Consider the following 19,052-nt stretch of genomic DNA (forward strand, 5'->3'; position numbering starts at 1 on the left):
GTTGGGTTGAACCTTCTCCTAAACCGTAGCTTGTAAAAAAGAGGAAGTATTACTTCTCCTCACGCACTTCCTCAAAATAATCTTTATAAAACCCGCCAATTTTTCCCGTGTTATCAATAATAAAATAAAATTCTTCCGTTTCGTTTTTCACTTCATACGTTTTTCCTGGTGTTAGCACATGATCAACGATGTATTTTTCCGCGTTTGTATGTACACATTTCACTTTTTTTAACGTTGGGCGTTTTAACCAAGTTTGATGAATCATATTCGACTCCCCTTGTTCTGTCATCATTACTACTCCCATTTTAGCGATATTTCGATTCGGCTGCAATATCAAAAGAATGGCCATTCACAGTTTTTGATGAATGAAAGTACTGTTGGGCATGCTATGGATGAAAGTTTTTCAAAATAAGGGAGGAGACACGATGGAAAAACGCCCGAGCGAGCGTCAATTCCAACAAGATGTCAAGCAATACAACATGGATAACGTGATCAACGCGCCAAAAAACTACGTATATCGGGTCGGATACGAAGCATCAAGCGGCAATCCGACCGGAAATCATGACGAAGCGAAAAAAACGCGCGATTTACAACAATAAACGAGAATGCCTATTTGGTATTCTCGTTTATTTGTTTAAGACAGCTTCAAATTCGATGATTCTGCCACACGGTTCAATGACCGTTTCCCCGTTTTTCCGCACTTCACGGAAAATCGGCCGTTCTATGCGGCGAATCGGGCGATATCCTTCTGCTTTTATGCGCTTGAGACATTCGTCAAGCGTTTCCTGTTCTTCGACGACAAAAACTTTTTTCATTACTATAATCCCTCCTTTCTTTTTATCATCACCTATTTCGCTGCAAAAAACAAACCGAACGCGATGGCAGCGTTCGGTTAACGGATTTTCTGTACATATTTTTTGTACAGTCCATACAAAATGGCAGTTTTGTATGTTTCCACTTTTCTCCTTTCCACAGGATGATAGCGAACTCCTGCCTCTTTCAATTGTTGAACGAGCCAACCTTTGGAACCGAAATAAGCCATAAGCATCCCCCTTTTTCTGTTGCTTGTCCTACTTGTCCTATATATACGGCGAAAAACAAAAAATAGAACTAAAAAACGGATTGGCGTCATTGCCAATCCGTTTTTAATCATCTTCTTCATCGTTATCATGTTTATGGCCTTTTCCTTTTTCTTTTTGTTTCTTTTCATGTTTGTCATGCCAGTGATGTCGTCGTTTTTCCTTCTCTCTTTTTTCTTTCGGGCCGTGTTCATGTTTTCGTTTCTCTTCTTTTTTCTGTTTTTCTTCTTCTTTCTTTTGTTTGTGCCATTGTTGCCATTGCTTCTGTTCTTTCTTTAAAGCCGGGTAGGCAAATGATTGCGCCGGTGTGCCCTCGAGCGCTTTTTCCATGATTTCGCGGAAAATAACAGCGACGGTCTGGCTGCTTGTCGTTTGTAAATAATGGCGTTTATCGGTATGATCATATCCAAGCCAGACAGCTCCGACAAGCTGTGGAGTATAGCCAACCATCCATTGATCTTTTACCCCATTTACTCCGTCTACTGGAACTTGGGTTGAACCTGTTTTTCCCGCTAACGCTCTTCCAGGAATGCGTGCGCGTTTCCCTGTTCCTTCTTTTACGACCCCTTCGAGCATAAACGTTATTTTTTGTGCCACTTCTTTCGATGTGACGCGCACATCATGTGGTTTCCATTTCGCTATCTCGTTGCCGTTTTTGTCGACTATTTTTGTAATAATGTGCGCGTCTGTTCTCACGCCATCATTCGGAAACACGGAATACGCTTCAGCCATTTGCAACGGGGATACGCCCTGCCGCATTCCGCCTAATGCGACTCCTAAATAATGATCTTTTTCGTCCAAAGGAATCCCAAACCGTTGCAACGCATCGATTCCTTTTTCCAATCCGATTTGATCCAAAAGCCATACAGCAGGAACGTTCAGCGAATCAATGACCGCCTCATACATCGTGACACTTCCGCGATATGTATGGTCATAGTTTTCCGGGCGATAACCGTTAAATTCGACCGGCTCATCTTTTAATTCGTCAAATATATGATATCCTTGTTCTAACGCAGGCGTATACACGGCAAGCGGCTTCATTGTTGACCCCGGCTGGCGTTGTAGTTGCGTCGCCCGGTTAAACCCGCGGAATACATGCTCGCCGCGCCCCCCAATTAACGCCTTGATCCCGCCTGTTTTCGGATCTAGAAGCACCGCACCGCTTTGGACAAGTTGATCGTCCGTTCCCTGCGGAAACAAAGCGTCGTTTTGATACACAGTTTCTAACGCCTCTTGCATGCGCGGGTTCAACTCCGTATAAATATGAAGCCCCCCGGACAGCACTTCACTTTGTGTGACATGGTAGCGCGCGATCGCCTCTTCGATCAGCTGATCCACATAATACGGATATTTACCTTTGTATGGGTCTGGTTTTTTTTCTTTTTGAATCACTATTTTTTCATTCTTAGCGTGCAAAAATGTCTGCTCATCAATATAGCCTTGTTCCTTCATCAGCTGAAGTACAACGTTTCTTCTGGCGATTGCCTTCCCATAATGACTGGCCGGCGACAAGGCGGACGGGGCTTTAATCAGCCCGGCAAGCAGCGCTGCTTCGCTGACGGTTAATTTGGAAACGTCTTTGCCAAAGTACGTTTTCGCAGCGCTTTGCACCCCCCACGCCCCCTCACCGAAATATACGCGGTTTACATACATCTCCAAAATTTGTTGTTTGGAATACGTGCGCTCGATTTTTTTGGCAATAAACCATTCCTGCCATTTTCGCCACAACGTTTTTTCGTTTGTTAAAAACACGTTTTTGGCAAGCTGTTGGGTAATGGTGCTTCCGCCTTCGGTCCATCCGCCTGCTTTTATGTCGCGAAAAAGCGCTCGCAGCATTCCATAATAATCAATGCCATGGTGTTGATAAAAACGACGGTCTTCGGTCGCCACCACTGCTTCAAGAAAATGATTAGGAATTCGTTCGATCGGTACCTCCTCCATCTTCGATGAGGCAATTTTGCTGGCGACGCGGCCATTTTGGTCATAAATGATGGTCGGAGCCGGCAGCGGTTTTTGCAACGCGCTTATATCTCTTGTCGCGATATACCATTGCATCGCTAAATAGACGCCGACGATAAAAACCGCGAACACAACTCCAGTAAGCAGCCAATGCCTTTTCCGTTTGTTTTTTCTTGCTTGCCATCGGCTTTGTTGTTCCAACGAAATCCCCCCTACTTCTATCACTTTTATACCATTCGAAGCAACACTCCTTTTTCCGTACATTGTCCATCACAAAAAATGGCGCAAACGGCCGCATCTCAGCCGTTTGCGCCAGCATTCCATCAAGCTGATGGAGCATTTTTCTTTTTCCCTTTTAAGAAGAAAGCTAAAATGAGCGCCAACACAGCAAGTCCGGTGGCGACAAAAAATGCGTCGTTAATTCCCTCGACAGCAGAATGCTGCTGCACGATGCCATATAAAAGCTGCGCGATCGCTTCATCGCTAGGAATCACATGTTTTAACTGCGCGACAATATCCATGAAGAACGGATTATTTTCCGTCATCTCATTGCGATAATTTTCCGCATGAAACTTCGTACGGTTAGACATGACGGTAACAAGAAATGCCGTGCCAAGCGAAGCGGCGACTTGCCGTAGCGTGTTGGCCATTGCCGTTCCATGGCTGTATAAATGGCGCGGCAATGCATTTAATCCTTCCGTCATAATCGGCATCGACAACATCGACATACCGAACATGCGGAAAATATAAATTACTAAAATATGGCTGTATGGTGTATCCATCGTCAGCTTGCTGAATTCCCATGTTGTCGCGACCGTAATGATTAAACCGACAATCGCGAGCATGCGCGCGCCAATGCGGTCAAAAATCCAGCCGGAAATCGGCGACATGATGGCCATCACAATCGCACCAGGCAAGAGCAGCAAACCGGCGTCAACCGGCGTAAATCCGCGCAAGTCTTGTAAATAGACTGGGAGCAGGACCATCGCGGCAAACAGAGCCATGTTAATGACGCAGCCGATGATGGTGGACAAAGTAAATACATTATATTTAAACACACGGAAATTTAAAATTGGATTTTCCACCATTAACGAACGCCATGTAAATAAAATCAAAAATATAGCACCAAGGATAATGGACACTACTACACTCGTCTGTCCCCAGCCGTTGCTTCCCGCTTCGCTGAATCCGTAAAGTAAGCCGCCAAAGCCGATGGTCGAATAAATCGCGCCACGCCAGTCCAAAAGCGGATTTCCTGTTTTCGGTGTATTTTTTAACCAAAGAAACGCAAGCACAATATCTATAATCGCAATCGGCAATACAACATAGAACAAAAGGCGCCACGTGTAATGTTCCACGATCCATCCCGATAATGTCGGACCGACAGCCGGCGCAAACATCATGGCAATCCCGACGGTTCCCATCGCTACCCCGCGTTTTTCCGGCGGGAAAATAGTCAGCATAATGACCATCATCAACTGCATAATAATTCCCGCCCCTACCGCTTGGATTAGGCGTCCTGTCAGCAGGATGGCGAACGATGGGGAGATGGAACAAATAAAAGCTCCAGCAGCAAAAAACAACATTCCGGCTAAAAACAGCTTCTTCGTTGGGAATTTCACAATTAAAAACGGGCTGATCGGAATCAGCACGCCGTTAACAAGCATGTACCCTGTCACAAGCCATTGAACCGTTGACGTTTCCACATTGAAATCATGCATCATATGCGGCAACGCAACATTAATAAGCGTTTGGTTCAAAATCGCGACAAACGCTCCAAGCATGATCGTGACTACTACTTTGGCGCGGCTATCCCCAATATTTTCCGATCCTGTTTGTTGTCCTGATGCTGCTGCTGTTTTCAATGGCTTCTCGTCTCTATCTGCCTCCATGCCATGTGCATGTGCCATCTCTGCTCGTTCCAAACTAGACGGGACGGGATCGTTTTTTTGTCTTCTTAGCGCAACATTCAGCACAACCAGAACAAGGACGGAAAAGATAATATAGCCAGTTAAAAATGTTGACATAGGTCATCACCTACTTATGAATGCGAACGGTGACGTTCATTCCTGGCACTAGCCCCGCCCCGTTGTAATTGTCAATGGAAATCGTCACTGGAATTACTTGCGTCACTTTCGTATAGTTTCCGGTCGCATTCGAACTTGGAAGCAGGCTAAATGTGTTGGCGGTCGCATATCCAAGTTTCTCTACTTTTCCGCTAAACTTGCGATCCGGGTATGCGTCCACGTAAATATCGACATCTTGGCCTACTTTGACATCTTCAATATCCGTTTCTTCAATATTGGCCGTTACCCATAAATCATCCAAATCATAGCCGCGCGCCAACGTCATGCCGGCTGCGACAAACGAATTTTCCACCGCGTTTTGCTGGGCGATCGTCATATGATGTGGAACGGTTACCGGAATATTATGCTCGCCGTCGGATACTTCACCAATTTTATCGCCGCTGTTAAATGTTTTTCCGACGCTTCCGGACCAGGAAGTCAGTTTTCCGGAAAATGGCGCAGCAATCGTAATCGCTTGGCCGTCGATACGAGCGTTGTCCGTTTTAACATAATTGGTTGCTTCATTGACATAATAATAAGCAGCAAAACCGCCGCCCACCAGCAAAATAAGAACAATAATATTTAATATAATTAAGCGTTTTACGTTCATGTTTTTACTCCTCCCCTAATAAAATATCTTTCATTTTTTGCTGGATGGATAAATATTGTACAATCTCTTCCTCCTTAAAGGTTTCCTCGATTCTTTTTAATCGTTTCCTCAAAACGGATTCATGGTTAAACGCTTCTTGAATCGCCTGTCTCCCTCTATCTGTTAAACTTAATACGACAGCGCGCCGATCTTGTTTTGAAGTCTCCCGCACTACCAGCCCAGCGCTGACAAGGCGGTCGACCGTACCACTGACATTGCTGTTGCTTAAATTTAATTTTTCCGCCAAATCGTTCAGCCGGATATTTTCTTTTTTTAACAACGTATAAAGAATCATTAGCTGCACTTCTGTAATTCCTACCCGGGCCGCATCTTCGCGGACAAGACGGTATAACGCCTTTTGCATTCGGAACACCGAATACATAATTTCTTTGCCAATTCCTTCCATACATCCCTCCACCTCACGATATGTAATAGAAATAGTTCCAACACGAATTATTTCTATGCGAATTATGATTATAACATGACAATATACAAAAATCAAAATGTTGATATATAAGCTCTATTCAATTTCATTGTTGATGTTTAGGCCACAGAAAATAAATCAGTCTTTTCAGCTTGTCGACAAAGTCGGCAAGTTGATTCTGATGCAAATAAGTCTTCTGTTGTCAAGAAACGTATTTAATAAAAAACCACACCACTAAAGCCTGTCTTAGTGGTGTGGTGCAGAAATATTGATCCTTATTTTCTTATAAATTGTTGCGTCCAGATGTACCCGTTTTCTTCAAAACCTACTCCGATATGAGTGTAGTTTTTGTTCAAAATATTTGCCCGATGGCCTTCGCTATTCATCCAGGCTGCCACTACTTCTTGCGGAGTCCGTTGGCCTTTTGCAATATTTTCTCCAGCAGCTGTATATGAAATGCCGAATTTTCTCATCATTTCAAATGGAGAGCCATATGTCGGGCTGTAATGGGAGAAATAATGGTTTACTGCCATGTCTCTTGACTTTTCACGGGCCACTTTGCTTAACGCTAAATCGACCTTTAAAGGCGGCAAGCCATATTTCGCCCGTTCTTTGTTCGTTAAGTCTACTACTTGTTGTTCATAAGCTTTTAATCCTGCTTCATTCGTTGCTTTTTGGCTTTGACTTGGTGCAGGTGCCTGCGTTGCTGGCTTGCTTACAGGAGCTTGTACACTCGCTGACGGTTTTTGGACAGTTGTTGTGACTGGTTTTTGCTGTACCAGTTTTGTCATTTCTGCATTTCCTGTTTGATTTAAAATAAACTGCAACCATTTTTCAATATCTTGAATGCTAGATGGATAGACATTATATTTAACTTCATAGCTTTTGATAGCTGGACATGGAGCAGGCCCAGCTGCTTCCGTTTTTACTGTATTTGCTGTAAAAGATGCTCCTACAATCGCTAAAGATGCAGCAAGTGAAAATACGAATTTTTTGTTCATTGTTTCTCCTCCTCCAACTCACCCCTTGCTTGCACATACATAATAACACGGATTTTTTGTAATATTTTTAGATAAATATGGTAATTGGATTAATTTACCATTTATTCTGCAAGAAAAGATTTTTTTCATAAAAAAATCAATGCCTATCCCTGAAAAAAACTAGAATTGCAAAAAAATATCTTTCATGGTTATTTAATTCCCCTTTGGAATTACTAGTTGTGATTTCCATATATTACTTGCAAAATAAAGATTGACAAAGTTTAAGAAAAGGATCATAGTTAACATTTTTTACAACAATATTACAATATAGGATGTTGTTTAAAATTTTTTACATAAAAATTTCGCCAGATCATAATGTTCTTAAAAATCCGTTTTTGAACCTTGTAGTTTTTACCAACAAACGTACATACATGAAATTCAAGCGTATCACTCCATTCTTTAATATCAATATACATTATTTTCCATATCACTACAATCATTTGGCATAAGAAAACAACAATCCTTTCGAAAAGAGCTATAGAGAAAAAATTAGAAACTTCAAGGCTAACAAAGAGGTACATAATCATAAACAATAACGTTATAATTATTCTGAATTATCATACAATATCAGTGGGCTTACTTAATGAATGTTGCAAAATTTAGGAGGTATTGCTATGAAGGCTCAGCACATTGACCAAATACTGCAAAGAGCTGTGTCAGAAGGAAAAGTGCCGGGTGTAGTTGCGGTCGCGGCAAATGATAATGGATTGGTATACCAAGGCGCGTTTGGTAAACGAAGCATAGACAGCGACACTCCAATGACCCTGGACACCGTCTTCTGGATTGCTTCCATGTCAAAAGCAATAACGTCCGTAGCGGCAATGCAACTGGTAGAGAAGGGGAAACTCCAGTTAGACGAACCGTTAAATCGTGTGCTACCCGAGTTGGACTCGATTCAAGTGCTTGAAGGATTCGATAGTAACGGTCATCCTAAACTTAGAGCGCCAAAGAAACCCATTACTCTTCGGCATCTCCTCACACATACCGCTGGATTCACTTATGATATGTGGAATGCTGATATGGTTCGCTACATGGAGTACGAAAAGATTCCAGGAATTATTGAATGTAAAAACGCCTCTCTCAAAACTCCACTAGTCTTTGATCCTGGCGACCGTTGGGAATACGGCATCAACATCGACTGGGTAGGAAAGGCCGTTGAAGCAGTAAGCGGTCAGTCACTACGCGATTATCTAAAAGACCACATATTCATCCCACTTGGCATGGACGACACAGATTTTATCATACACCCCGAGGCTCGCTCGCGCATGGCTGCGATGCATCAGCGTGATAACAACGGTGTGCTTAACCGCGTCGATTTTGAAGTTCCGCAAGAACCTGAGTTCTTCATGGGTGGGGGCGGTCTCTACTCTACAGCCGAAGATTATTTAAAATTCCTTCAAATGTTGCTACATGGTGGCACTTTCAAAGGGGTTCGCATTCTTAAATCGGAAACAGTGAAAGAAATGGGAATTAATCAAATTGGTGATCTTAATGTGCTCACAATGAGAAGCGCAATCCCTTCCGTTACCAACGATGTTGAATTTTTTCCAGGCATGGTCAAGAAGTGGGGATTAGGCTATATGATTACGACTGAAGATGCACCAACTGGAAGAAGTGCGGGAAGCCTAGCGTGGGCGGGACTCGGGAACACGTACTACTGGATTGACCCAGTTAAACGCGTGACCGGTGTACTTCTTACCCAGATTCTCCCTTTCGCGGACGACCCTGTCTTGGATCTACTTGCTAAGTTTGAGACGGCGATCTATGAACAACTATAATTCTAACTAGTAACTTCATCAGGAGACTCGCAACGTGAATATCCCGGATATTTCAATTCTATATTCTGAGCAAACCACCATGTACTCAATGAGAAGGGCTTTTTTATTGTTAGACAATGATTGTCGGATATCCTTTTTTTTCTTGAGTTCTTCTGCAAGCCGTTCCCCATTCCCGCGCTCCGCGAACGCTTCGACTTGCACGCGATACAATTTTCCGTCAGAGGATTTTTCTTTTGGTTGTACATCTTCTTTGGATCCCATCCGAACAATTTGGCAAATCCATGAGCGTGAGCAAGTGCGATAAATCACCTTTTGCCCATCATCTATAACAGCGATTTTTCTTATATGTTTTGGGCTTAGGGAAAAACGTGCATGAAAAAAGCCGACCTCTATGCAAGAGATCGGCTTTTTTCATGTGCATGACGCCGCGTTTGCCGTTGGTGGAATGCAGTTTCTCAACCACACTCTACCAGGTGGGTGTTCGCAGAAACGTTCCTGTCGTCCTCTAACCTAGCGCGTAGGGAGGCATGACATTCCCGTTTCGATATAGAACTCCCTTTCTATTGCCATCGGTTGAAACTTCATTCTTCAACGTACAACGCAGCAGTCGTATTTTGGTGATTATTATCATACATAATCTTTCTTCTTTTTTCAAGTGGCTGACATACTCATTTTTAGCAACTTATATAAACAGATATAATAATTTATTGTGACAGGTTTAATGCTTTTCGTTCCGCCTATTCTTTCATTATACCGGGTAGACGCCATGCTTTCTTTCCGAAAACGTCATATATTTGGACATATAGGCGTCAAAACGGCGGATCAGCTCATCGCGCAACTGGTTTGGAGCAATAATGCCGTCTACGACCATTTCCGATGCAAGCCGGTAGATATCGATATCGCGCCGGTATTCTTCTCGTTTTTGCTCGACAAAGGCTGCGCGCTCTTCCTCCGGCAATTCGGCAATTTTATTCGCATACACCGCATTGACCGCTGCTTCCGGCCCCATGACGGCGATTTGCGCGTTTGGAAACGCCAAGCAACAATCCGGCTCAAACGCCGGTCCCGCCATCGCATACAGCCCGGCGCCGTATGCCTTGCGCACGATGATCGAGATTTTTGGCACGGTTGCTTCCGACATCGCCGAGATCATTTTCGCTCCGTGACGGATAATGCCCGCGCGCTCGACTTTTGTACCAATCATAAAACCTGGTATGTCGGCTAAAAAGAGAAGCGGAATGTTAAACGCATCGCAAAGAGTGATAAATTTGGCCGCTTTGTCGGCAGAATCGTGGAACAGCACCCCTCCTTTGACGCGCGGCTGATTGGCGATAATACCGATCGGTTGGCCGTTTAAGCGCGCCAGTCCAGTAATAATCTCTGGCGCAAATAACTTCTTAATTTCGCAAAATGACCCTTCGTCGATCACGCGCTCAATCAAATCGTACATGTTAAATGGGGCGTTTTGGTTCGCCGGAAGAATATCTTCAATCGTTTTTTCGAAGGCTTTTGGCGGCTTGGCTTCCGTAACTGGCGGCTTTTCGCTGTAATTAGCCGGAAAGTAGGATAAATAGCGGCGGGCATAAGCGATCGCCTCTTCCTCCGTTTTCACAAGCACATCGCCGCAGCCGGAAACGGTGCAATGCATGCGGGCGCCGCCCATCTCTTCGAGCGTCACTTTTTCCCCAATCACCATCTCCGCCATGCGCGGGGATCCTAAATACATTGACGCATTCCCTTCAACCATAATGACAATATCGCAAAACGCCGGAATATACGCGCCCCCCGCCGCAGACGGCCCAAACAGGAGACAGACTTGCGGCACTTTTCCTGATAATTTCACTTGGTTGTAAAAAATTCTTCCTGCACCACGCCGACCTGGAAACATTTCAATTTGGTCCGTGATGCGTGCACCTGCCGAGTCGACTAAATAAAGAATCGGGCAACGCAGCTTTTCCGCCGTTTCTTGAATGCGGATGATTTTTTCCACCGTCCGCGCTCCCCAGGAACCCGCTTTCACCGTCGAATCATTGGCCATCACGCAAACAGTCTGTCCGTTGATTTTTCCTACCCCGGTCACAACGCCGTCGGCTGGAAGCCCATCGGCAAGACAGTTGGCAAATAGTGCATCTTCAAATTCGAGCCCGTTATCCAATAGCAATTTTAAGCGGTCGCGGACAAACAGCTTTCCTTGCGCTGCGTTTTTTTCGTGGTATTTTGGCGCTCCGCCTTGTTCAATTTGTCGGATTCGCTCCTGCAATTGCTCTGTCAGCACTGCATTTTGTTTTTTCGCAACATCGTTCATTCCCATGCTGTTTTCCTCCTATTCCCCTTTGTAGACCGGTTTTCTTTTTTCTTTAAACGCCTGCAATCCTTCAAGACGGTCCTTTGTTGGAATGGTCACTTCATATGCCATTTGCTCGAGGCGCAACCCGGTCGCCAAATCGACATCCAAGCCGCGGTTCACCGCAAGTTTCGCCTGCCTTACGGCGATTGGCGCGTTGGCGGCGATTTGCCCAGCAATTTCGAGCGCTTTCTCCATTAATTGCGCGCGCGGCACCACGTATTCGACAAGGCCGATTTGTGCCGCTTCTTGGGTGGTAATGCGCTTAGCGGTAAAAATCAATTCTTTCGCCTTTCCTTTTCCGATGAGACGCGGAAGCCGCTGCGTTCCCCCTGCGCCAGGAATGATTCCTAAAGACGTTTCCGTAAGCCCCAGTTGCGCCGTGTCTACTGCCACGCGAATATCGCAGGCAAGAGCGAGCTCCAGACCGCCTCCAAACGCCGAGCCATTTAGAACAGCGATGACGGGCTGTGGCAGCTGTTCTACCTGGTTTATCGTCTCGCGAATGAGGGCGACCGTTTTCCGTACTTCCGTTTCATTCATGCCGGCGCGTTCTTTTAAATCGGCTCCGGCGCAAAAGACTTTTTCCCCCGCCCCGGTCACAATGACAACGCGAATGTCCTTCCGGAAAGAAAGATCGCCAAGAAGCTCGGACAGTTCGTTTAAGAGCAAGGTCGACAGCGCGTTCGCCGCTTCCGGTCTATTTAACGTCACTATTGCAATACCATTTTCCTGCAACTCGTATGAAACGAATGATGACATCGTATTCCCCCTTTGATTACCGAGCAATGGTTTGTAAGTACCGGCTAGAAAGCGGACGCCCGATTTTATCGCGAATAAACAGCGCCGCTTCTGTCAGCTGTTTGACATCGATGCCTGTAGCAATATCCATGCCATGAAGCATATAGACTAAATCGTCTGTCGCCACATTCCCCGACGCGCCTGGCGCGTACGGGCAGCCTCCTAATCCGCCAAGCGAACTGTCAAATGTTGTAATCCCCATTTCCAACGAAACGAGAATATTCGCTAAAGCCGTCCCCCTCGTGTCATGAAAATGCATGGCCAGCTTTTCCTTTGGAAAGCGTTGCAAGACAGCTTCCAGCACTTCTTGCACTTGCTTCGGCGTGGCGATTCCAATCGTATCTCCTAACGAAAGCTCATCAATTCCCATAGCAAACAATCGTTCTGAAACGCGAATCACTTGTTCGATCGAAACGTTTCCTTCATATGGGCAGCCGAATACTGTTGATACATAGCCGCGCACCGCTTTTCCTTCTTGTTTGGCCATTTTCACCACTTCTTCTAACACCGGAAACGTTTCCGCGATCGATTTGTTGATGTTTTTACGGTTATGCGTTTCACTCGCGGACATAAAGACGGCAACTTCATCTACCTGCGCGGCCAGCGCTTTTTCCAATCCTTTTTGGTTCGGAACGAGCGCGGCGTACGTCACGCCTGGCACCCGTTCAATTCTCGTCGCTACTTCCAACGCATCGGCAAGCTGCGGAATCCATTTTGGGTGGACAAAAGAAGTAATCTCAATATACGTTAAACCTGTTTTCGACAGTTGATTAATCCAGGCAATTTTATCTTCGGTGGCGATTTGTGCTTTTTCATTCTGCAGTCCGTCGCGCGGGCCGACTTCTTTGATGGTGACATGTGTTGGCCATTTGCCCATTTCTCTCACCTCTTATTCTAATTCGAGCAGCACGTCGCCCTCGTTCACAAAGTCCCCTTCTTGTACATTGATTTGTTTGACAACTCCCGAAGACTCCGCCGCAATTGGGATTTCCATTTTCATGGACTCTAAAATGATCACATCTTGCCCTTCTTCAACTTGGTCCCCTACCGCTACAACAATTTTCCACACACTTCCTGCCATTGATGCGACTACTTGACTCATTGTTTTCTTCCTCCATTTCTTCTATTTTGTCGTTGTGGTTTGCAAATGTTTTTCGACGAAGTTAGTGGTTGTATCTCCTGCTTGGAACGCAGAGTGGGAAAGCACCTCTTTTAGCATTGGAATGTTTGTTTTAATTCCTTCAATTTGATAATTTTCTAGCGCCGCAAGCATGCGTTTGATCGCTTCTTGGCGGTCGTTGCCTTTCGTTATGAGTTTGGCAATCATGGGATCGTAAAACGGCGTGACCGTCATGCCGCTTTGCACCGCCGTTTCATTACGCACGTATTCCCCTTGCGGCAGCCCGAAGACCGTGATTTTCCCTGGCGACGGCAAAAATGTTTTTGGATCTTCCGCATAGATGCGCACTTCGATCGCATGGCCGTCGCGGCGGATATGTTCCTGCCGATAGCGAAGCGGCTCACCCGCGGCGACGCGCAACTGTTCTTCAACTAAATCGAGTCCGGTAATTTCTTCGGTAACCGGGTGTTCCACTTGCAGTCTCGTATTCATTTCAAGAAAATAAAAGTTTTTCTGTTCATCGACTAAAAATTCAATCGTTCCGGCGTTCGTATAGCCGATATGTTTGGCAGCCTTGACAGCGGCTTCCCCCATTTTCCGCCGCGTTTTTTCATCTAAAAACGGCGATGGTGCCTCTTCGACGACTTTTTGGTGGCGGCGCTGAATCGAACATTCCCGCTCCCACAAATAAATGCAGTTCCCATGTTTGTCGGCGAGAAGCTGAATCTCAATATGACGCGGATTGGCGATATATTTCTCTAAATACATCGCCCCGTCGCCGAAGAATGAAGCGGCCCGCTTTTGATTGCCGGCAAACGCTTTGCGCAGCTCGTCTTCATCGCGCACGATTTGCATGCCGATGCCGCCGCCTCCCGCCGAAGCCTTTAACATAATCGGATAACCGATCGCTTCAGCGGTTTTTACCGCTTCCTCGACATCTTGAAGAGGAAAGGCGATGCCGGGTACGATCGGCACTCCGGCCGTTTCCATCGTTTTTCTCGCTTCAATTTTGCTTCCCATTTTTGCGATCACATCCGCTTTCGGCCCGATAAAGACGATGCCTTCTTCTTCGCAGCGGCGGGCGAATTGCGGATTTTCCGATAACAATCCGTAGCCCGGATGGATGGCTTCCGCTTTTGTCGCTTTCGCCACTTCAATAATTTTCTCGATATTTAAATAGCTTTCGCTTACGCGTGGCTTTCCGATCAAATGTGCCTCGTCCGCCAGCTTGACGTGAAGCGAGTCAGCATCTGCTTCCGAATAGATCGCCACCGTTTGAATCCCTAACTTTTTGCATGTACGAATCACCCTTACCGCAATCTCCCCGCGGTTGGCAATCAATATTTTTGCAAACATCCCATCACCCTTTGTCTCCTTAGTTAGTTTCGTTTTATTGCGAGCGAGACGGCGAAATAACGCGCCGCTTCGCCAGACAATTGTTTTAGTTCGTCAGTCTGAGACGCTGTTTCGCCATTTCACGCAATTTAAATTTCTGTATTTTTCCGGAGGCTGTCATCGGATACGAGTCGACAAATTCGATATAGCGCGGGATTTTATGGCGCGAGATTTTCCCGCGGCAAAACTCGCGAATTTCTTCTGCAGTTGCCGTTTGTCCTTCTTTCAAAATAATCCACGCCATCACTTCTTCTCCATATTTTTCATCCGGCACACCGACGACTTGAACATCCAAAATTTTTGGATGTTTGTATAAAAATTCTTCAATTTCACGCGGGTAAATATTTTCGCCGCCGCGAATAATCATGTCTTTTAAACGTCCTGTGATCCGGCAATATCCGTTTTCATCCATCACCGCTAAATCGCCGGTATGCAGCCATCCATCTTCATCAATCACTTCTTTCGTTGCATCTGGATTGTTGTAATAGCCTTTCATCACGTGGTAACCGCGCGTGCATAATTCCCCTTGCACACCTGGCGGCACTTCTTTATTTGTTCCAGGCTCAACGATTTTCACTTCGACATTTGGCAGCGCACGACCGACCGTTTCCACGCGCAAGTGAATCGGGTCATCCGTTCTTGTCTGTGTGATCACCGGCGATGATTCTGTCTGACCATAAGCAATCGTAATCTCTTTTATTCCCATTTTCTCGATGACCGCTTTCATCACTTCAATCGGGCAAGGAGAGCCGGCCATAATTCCCTTGCGAAGCGTTGATAAATCATATTTTTCAAAATCAGGATCGTTTAATTCGGCAATAAACATCGTCGGCACCCCATGCAAGGCCGTGCATCTTTCCGCTTGCACGGTTTGCAACACTTGTTTCGGGTTAAATTCCTGCACCGGCACCATCGTTGCCCCGACCGTAGCGCATGCCAACGTGCTCATCACGCAGCCGAAGCAATGGAAGAACGGCACTGGGATGCAGAGGCGGTCACTTTTGGTGAGCTTCATGCACTGCGCAACATTATAGGCATTGTTGACAATATTGTAGTGGGTGAGCATCACGCCTTTCGGGAATCCCGTCGTTCCCGAGGTGTACTGCATGTTGGTGACATCATGCGGATCGAGCGAGTTCATCCGTTCATCAAGCTGTTCTTCCGGCACATCATGCGCCATCGCAAGAATGTCGTTCCATGTAAACATCCCCGGATAGCGTTTCTCCCCAATGAACACGACATTTTTCAATTTTGGCAAACGCTTGGACTGAAGCTTTCCAGGCTCGCATGTGCGCAGCTCCGGAACAATCTCGTAAATAATATCCACGTAAGAAGAACCGCGATATTGTTCGATTAAAAAGAGCGTCGTCGAATCGGATTGTTTTAATAGATACTCTAATTCTGCGGCGCGGTAGTTTGTATTGACAGTAACAAGCACTGCTCCCATTTTTCCGGTCGCAAATTGACAAGCGATCCATTCCGGCACATTGGTTGCCCAAATCGACACATTTTCCCCTTTTTCAATGCCAAGCCGCATCAACCCGCGCGCCACTAGACGGCAATAGTCATTAAATTGCCTATACGTCATCCGTAGGTCGCGATCTGCATACACAACCGCCTCATGATCCGGATGCAGCCTCGCTTTTTCCTCCAGCAGCTTCCCCACCGTGACCGTCAGCATAAACCGTCTCCTCCCCTTTGTCCAGATTCATTTCTAGCTATATGCGCATTTCCCGGTATTTAGCATCCAAGTTGACGAGCGATGACCAGACGTTGAATTTCGGACGTGCCTTCCCCGATTTCCATTAGTTTAATGTCGCGCAAATGGCGCTCGACTTCATACTCTTTCATATAGCCATAGCCGCCGTGAATTTGAATCGCCTGGTTGCAAACGCGAAAGCCCATTTCCGAAGCAAACAGTTTCGCGAACGATGCTTCTTTTGTGAACGGTTTGCCTTGATCCTTGAGCCATGCCGCTTTATACACCATATTGCGAGCGAGCTCAATTTCCATCGCCATATCGGCAAGCTTAAATTGGATCGCTTGAAATTTTGAAATAGTCTGACCAAATTGGACACGCTCTTTCGCGTATTGAAGCGCTTTCTCAAATGCCGCTTGGGCAATTCCAACCGCCAATGCAGCAATGGAAATGCGGCCGCCATCAAGCGTGTATAAAAACTGTTTAAACCCTTTTTTCGGATCGCCAAGTACGTTTTCTTTCGGCACGCGGACGTTTTCAAACACAAGCTCACACGTATTGGAAGCGCGGACGCCCATTTTGTCGTAGTTCGAGCGAATCGTAAACCCTGGCGTATCCGTTGGAACAATAATGGCGGAAATAATATTTTTGCCGCGTTCATCTTTTCCCGTTACCGCCGTGACAATCACCTGTCTGGAATATTGGGCATTGGTAATCCAGCACTTTTCGCCGTTAATCACATATTCATCTCCATCCAATACCGCTGTAGTGCGTGTGCCGCCTGCGTCAGATCCAGCGTTTGGTTCGGTCAAGCCAAACGCTCCCAACGTTTCTCCTTTCGCCATCGGAACAAGCCACTTTTGCTTTTGTTCTTCCGTGCCGAAATAATAAATTGGGCTTGCGCCTAAGGAAACGGCAGCAGCATAGCTTAACCCGGTGCCGCCGCAAGCACGGCCGATTTCTTCGACAGCGATGGCATAGGAAATCGTATCTCCGCCCGAGCCGCCATACTTTTCTGGAAACGGGATGCCTAAAAGCCCCAATTCTCCCATCTTTTTAAACACTTCAACAGGAAAATACGCTTCTTCATCCCATTTCGCCGCGTATGGCGCAATTTCCTTCTCGGCAAAGTCACGAACCATCTCTTTAATCATCTGCTGCTCTTTTGTTAATTCGAAATTCATTCTCTCTCCCCCATTAGATTTATCATTTATCTTAAAACCGACTAGTCGGTTTTAATCATTAGCAATAGAAACAGATGACAACTGCCTCTGTTTCTATTTAGACCGACTAGTTGGTTTCTTTACAAACACACACATTATTTCTCCTTCGAATACGAATGAAACAAAGACGGAAGCAAAAATCGAGAAATGGACGGTTTTTCCTTCATTTCTTCCCTCAGCACGGCATGCAAAATAAAATCAGCAAAATATTTCGCGATTTGCTCGATCGTAAGCGGGCCTTCTGGGTTATACCATTTATACGTCCAGTTGACCATGCCGATAATCGACATGCCAGTAATTTCAACAGATAGTTCGGGACGGAATTCTCCTGCTTCGATCCCCTCGCGGATGACGCGAAAAATGACTTGTTTGAATTCATCACGTTTTCGGTTGATCTTTTCCGAGTATTCCGGCTTTAAATATGTGCTTTCCTGATAAAAAACAGTAATATGAGGCTTATATAAATGAAACACTTTAACAAATGACTGGATAATGGCATATAAGCGCTCTGTCGGAGTTTTGTAGTTTTCATACGCTTTCTGCGCCTTATTCAAGACATACGTAATAAATACGTCATGAATGTGATAAAGCAGCTCGTCTTTTGACTTAAAGTTATGGTAAAAGCCGCCTTTTGACGTATCGCTTTCCGTCACAATGCGGTCAACGGTCACGCCGTGATACCCATATTTTTCAAAGAGGCGAAGAGCAGTGTCAATAATTCGGTCTTTTAGCGGTTTTTCTGCCATGAATAATCTCCTTTGCTTTTATATTACCACTATTTTCTGAAAAATGAAATATTTTTTATTTAATTATAAAATACGGAATGGTTGCCGGAATTGTCAACTATCGTTTATCATCAATCATGTAACGAAAAAGAAAGGAACGATACGATGGCAAAAATATTAGTATTAAATGGCAGTTCAAGGGAAAACGGAAATACGGAACAGCTTACAAACATGATGTTGGAAGGAATCTCTTGTACCCACGTTCATCTTAAAGACTTTCATATTCAGCCGATTGTTGACAAACGCCACGATCCGGCAGGGTTTACGAAAGTTGACGATGATTATGATCAAATGATGGAGCTCGTTCGCCAACATGATGTTCTTGTTTTTGCGACTCCCATCTATTGGTATGGAATGAGCGGGCATATGAAACAATTTATCGATCGCTGGTCACAAAGTTTACGGGATACACGATTTTCTTTTAAAGAAGAAATGAAAAAGAAAAAAGCTTTGTCGTGATTTGCGGCGGTGACGATCCGTATATAAAAGGTCTTCCGCTCGTTCAACAGTTTCAATACATCTTCCAATTTATCGGTTTGGAATACGTCGGCTATGTGATCGGAGAAGGAAACGCTCCTGGAGACGTTTTGCACGATAAACGAGCTATCAGCCAAGCAAAATACTGGAATGCTTTTTTTCAAGCTCTTTAAAAATTCCTCCGTTTTCAGCGGAGGAATTTTTTCTTTATCC

General features: G+C 45.3%; 18 protein-coding genes, 1 other RNA gene and 1 pseudogene. 3 read left to right on the forward strand and 17 right to left on the reverse strand.

Going from position 1 to position 19,052, the window contains the following annotated elements; all coding sequences use genetic code 11:
- Window positions 1-49: 49 nt before the first annotated feature.
- Window positions 50-265 carry a DUF6501 family protein gene (locus tag HT574_RS15290; protein WP_026078661.1) on the reverse strand — a complete coding sequence of 72 codons (216 nt, stop codon included), beginning with the start codon at window positions 263-265 and terminating at the stop codon, window positions 50-52.
- A gap of 160 nt (window positions 266-425) precedes the next feature.
- Between HT574_RS15290 and HT574_RS15295 the strand changes: the two genes are divergently transcribed.
- On the forward strand, window positions 426-599 hold the full coding sequence (locus HT574_RS15295; protein ID WP_169735606.1) for a hypothetical protein: 174 nt from the start codon (window positions 426-428) through the stop codon (window positions 597-599).
- A 27-nt stretch (window positions 600-626) separates the two neighbouring features.
- Here the strand turns inward: HT574_RS15295 and HT574_RS15300 are convergent, their stop codons facing one another.
- The 7 genes from HT574_RS15300 to HT574_RS15330 form a co-directional block, all read right to left on the reverse strand.
- Window positions 627-815 carry an NETI motif-containing protein gene (locus HT574_RS15300; RefSeq protein ID WP_175245273.1) on the reverse strand — a complete coding sequence of 63 codons (189 nt, stop codon included), beginning with the start codon at window positions 813-815 and terminating at the stop codon, window positions 627-629.
- Between the two features lie 77 nt (window positions 816-892).
- The gene (locus HT574_RS15305) at window positions 893-1,042 is read right to left on the reverse strand and encodes a DUF2639 domain-containing protein (protein ID WP_175245274.1); all 150 of its coding nucleotides are present in this window, start codon (window positions 1,040-1,042) and stop codon (window positions 893-895) included.
- Between the two features lie 103 nt (window positions 1,043-1,145).
- Window positions 1,146-3,239: a transglycosylase domain-containing protein gene (locus tag HT574_RS15310; protein ID WP_175245275.1), complete on the reverse strand. Its 2,094-nt coding sequence runs from the start codon at window positions 3,237-3,239 to the stop codon at window positions 1,146-1,148.
- 122 nt (window positions 3,240-3,361) lie between these two features.
- The gene (locus HT574_RS15315; protein WP_175245276.1) at window positions 3,362-5,065 is read right to left on the reverse strand and encodes a DHA2 family efflux MFS transporter permease subunit; all 1,704 of its coding nucleotides are present in this window, start codon (window positions 5,063-5,065) and stop codon (window positions 3,362-3,364) included.
- Window positions 5,066-5,075: 10 nt separating this feature from the next.
- Complete coding sequence (locus tag HT574_RS15320) at window positions 5,076-5,714, reverse strand: HlyD family secretion protein (protein ID WP_175245277.1); 639 nt, start codon at window positions 5,712-5,714, stop codon at window positions 5,076-5,078.
- A gap of 4 nt (window positions 5,715-5,718) precedes the next feature.
- Window positions 5,719-6,159, reverse strand: coding sequence for a MarR family winged helix-turn-helix transcriptional regulator (locus HT574_RS15325; RefSeq protein WP_175245278.1), 441 nt, complete (start codon window positions 6,157-6,159; stop codon window positions 5,719-5,721).
- A 293-nt stretch (window positions 6,160-6,452) separates the two neighbouring features.
- Complete coding sequence (locus tag HT574_RS15330; protein ID WP_175245279.1) at window positions 6,453-7,178, reverse strand: CAP domain-containing protein; 726 nt, start codon at window positions 7,176-7,178, stop codon at window positions 6,453-6,455.
- Between the two features lie 653 nt (window positions 7,179-7,831).
- Here HT574_RS15330 and HT574_RS15335 point away from each other — a divergent pair.
- The gene (locus HT574_RS15335) at window positions 7,832-8,995 is read left to right on the forward strand and encodes a serine hydrolase domain-containing protein (RefSeq protein WP_175245280.1); all 1,164 of its coding nucleotides are present in this window, start codon (window positions 7,832-7,834) and stop codon (window positions 8,993-8,995) included.
- 419 nt (window positions 8,996-9,414) lie between these two features.
- Here HT574_RS15335 and ssrS read toward each other — a convergent pair.
- The 9 genes from ssrS to HT574_RS15380 form a co-directional block, all read right to left on the reverse strand.
- Window positions 9,415-9,605: non-coding RNA, 6S RNA (gene ssrS / locus HT574_RS15340), on the reverse strand.
- Window positions 9,606-9,743: 138 nt separating this feature from the next.
- Window positions 9,744-11,306 carry an acyl-CoA carboxylase subunit beta gene (locus tag HT574_RS15345; protein ID WP_061579337.1) on the reverse strand — a complete coding sequence of 521 codons (1,563 nt, stop codon included), beginning with the start codon at window positions 11,304-11,306 and terminating at the stop codon, window positions 9,744-9,746.
- A 12-nt stretch (window positions 11,307-11,318) separates the two neighbouring features.
- A complete protein-coding gene (locus HT574_RS15350) occupies window positions 11,319-12,101 on the reverse strand; it encodes an enoyl-CoA hydratase (protein ID WP_175245281.1) in 783 nt (260 codons plus the stop codon).
- Window positions 12,102-12,117: 16 nt separating this feature from the next.
- Window positions 12,118-13,017, reverse strand: a complete 900-nt coding sequence (locus tag HT574_RS15355) for a hydroxymethylglutaryl-CoA lyase (protein WP_017437442.1) — start codon at window positions 13,015-13,017, stop codon at window positions 12,118-12,120.
- A gap of 12 nt (window positions 13,018-13,029) precedes the next feature.
- Entirely contained in the window at window positions 13,030-13,242 is a 213-nt protein-coding gene (locus HT574_RS20035; protein WP_017437441.1) for an acetyl-CoA carboxylase biotin carboxyl carrier protein subunit, read from the reverse strand.
- 21 nt (window positions 13,243-13,263) lie between these two features.
- Entirely contained in the window at window positions 13,264-14,616 is a 1,353-nt protein-coding gene (gene accC, locus HT574_RS15365) for an acetyl-CoA carboxylase biotin carboxylase subunit (RefSeq protein ID WP_175245282.1), read from the reverse strand.
- 85 nt (window positions 14,617-14,701) lie between these two features.
- The gene (locus HT574_RS15370; protein WP_175245283.1) at window positions 14,702-16,336 is read right to left on the reverse strand and encodes an AMP-binding protein; all 1,635 of its coding nucleotides are present in this window, start codon (window positions 16,334-16,336) and stop codon (window positions 14,702-14,704) included.
- A gap of 59 nt (window positions 16,337-16,395) precedes the next feature.
- Complete coding sequence (locus HT574_RS15375) at window positions 16,396-17,538, reverse strand: acyl-CoA dehydrogenase (protein ID WP_017437438.1); 1,143 nt, start codon at window positions 17,536-17,538, stop codon at window positions 16,396-16,398.
- Window positions 17,539-17,672: 134 nt separating this feature from the next.
- A complete protein-coding gene (locus HT574_RS15380; RefSeq protein ID WP_175245284.1) occupies window positions 17,673-18,323 on the reverse strand; it encodes a TetR/AcrR family transcriptional regulator in 651 nt (216 codons plus the stop codon).
- A 153-nt stretch (window positions 18,324-18,476) separates the two neighbouring features.
- On the opposite strand from HT574_RS15380, the pseudogene HT574_RS15385 reads away from it, so the two are divergent.
- Window positions 18,477-19,012, forward strand: a pseudogene (locus HT574_RS15385) (flavodoxin family protein).
- Window positions 19,013-19,052 lie beyond the last annotated feature (40 nt).

The sequence above is a fragment of the Parageobacillus sp. VR-IP genome (assembly GCF_013357975.1).
GTDB classification, from domain to species: Bacteria; Bacillota; Bacilli; order Bacillales; family Anoxybacillaceae; genus Saccharococcus; species Saccharococcus caldoxylosilyticus.

Excerpts from the sequence above, each read along its gene's own strand:
- HT574_RS20035 (WP_017437441.1), bottom strand. The coding sequence starts at position 13,242 with ATGAGTCAAGTAGTCGCATCAATGGCAGGAAGTGTGTGGAAAATTGTT.
- HT574_RS15370 (WP_175245283.1), bottom strand. The coding sequence starts at position 16,336 with ATGCTGACGGTCACGGTGGGGAAGCTGCTGGAGGAAAAAGCGAGGCTG.
- accC (WP_175245282.1), bottom strand. The coding sequence starts at position 14,616 with ATGTTTGCAAAAATATTGATTGCCAACCGCGGGGAGATTGCGGTAAGG.
- HT574_RS15355 (WP_017437442.1), bottom strand. The coding sequence starts at position 13,017 with ATGGGCAAATGGCCAACACATGTCACCATCAAAGAAGTCGGCCCGCGC.
- HT574_RS15350 (WP_175245281.1), bottom strand. The coding sequence starts at position 12,101 with ATGTCATCATTCGTTTCATACGAGTTGCAGGAAAATGGTATTGCAATA.
- HT574_RS15300 (WP_175245273.1), bottom strand. The coding sequence starts at position 815 with ATGAAAAAAGTTTTTGTCGTCGAAGAACAGGAAACGCTTGACGAATGT.
- HT574_RS15380 (WP_175245284.1), bottom strand. The coding sequence starts at position 18,323 with ATGGCAGAAAAACCGCTAAAAGACCGAATTATTGACACTGCTCTTCGC.
- HT574_RS15330 (WP_175245279.1), bottom strand. The coding sequence starts at position 7,178 with ATGAACAAAAAATTCGTATTTTCACTTGCTGCATCTTTAGCGATTGTA.
- HT574_RS15295 (WP_169735606.1), top strand. The coding sequence starts at position 426 with ATGGAAAAACGCCCGAGCGAGCGTCAATTCCAACAAGATGTCAAGCAA.
- HT574_RS15325 (WP_175245278.1), bottom strand. The coding sequence starts at position 6,159 with ATGGAAGGAATTGGCAAAGAAATTATGTATTCGGTGTTCCGAATGCAA.
- HT574_RS15290 (WP_026078661.1), bottom strand. The coding sequence starts at position 265 with ATGATTCATCAAACTTGGTTAAAACGCCCAACGTTAAAAAAAGTGAAA.
- HT574_RS15320 (WP_175245277.1), bottom strand. The coding sequence starts at position 5,714 with ATGAACGTAAAACGCTTAATTATATTAAATATTATTGTTCTTATTTTG.
- HT574_RS15335 (WP_175245280.1), top strand. The coding sequence starts at position 7,832 with ATGAAGGCTCAGCACATTGACCAAATACTGCAAAGAGCTGTGTCAGAA.
- HT574_RS15345 (WP_061579337.1), bottom strand. The coding sequence starts at position 11,306 with ATGGGAATGAACGATGTTGCGAAAAAACAAAATGCAGTGCTGACAGAG.
- HT574_RS15305 (WP_175245274.1), bottom strand. The coding sequence starts at position 1,042 with ATGGCTTATTTCGGTTCCAAAGGTTGGCTCGTTCAACAATTGAAAGAG.
- HT574_RS15315 (WP_175245276.1), bottom strand. The coding sequence starts at position 5,065 with ATGTCAACATTTTTAACTGGCTATATTATCTTTTCCGTCCTTGTTCTG.
- HT574_RS15375 (WP_017437438.1), bottom strand. The coding sequence starts at position 17,538 with ATGAATTTCGAATTAACAAAAGAGCAGCAGATGATTAAAGAGATGGTT.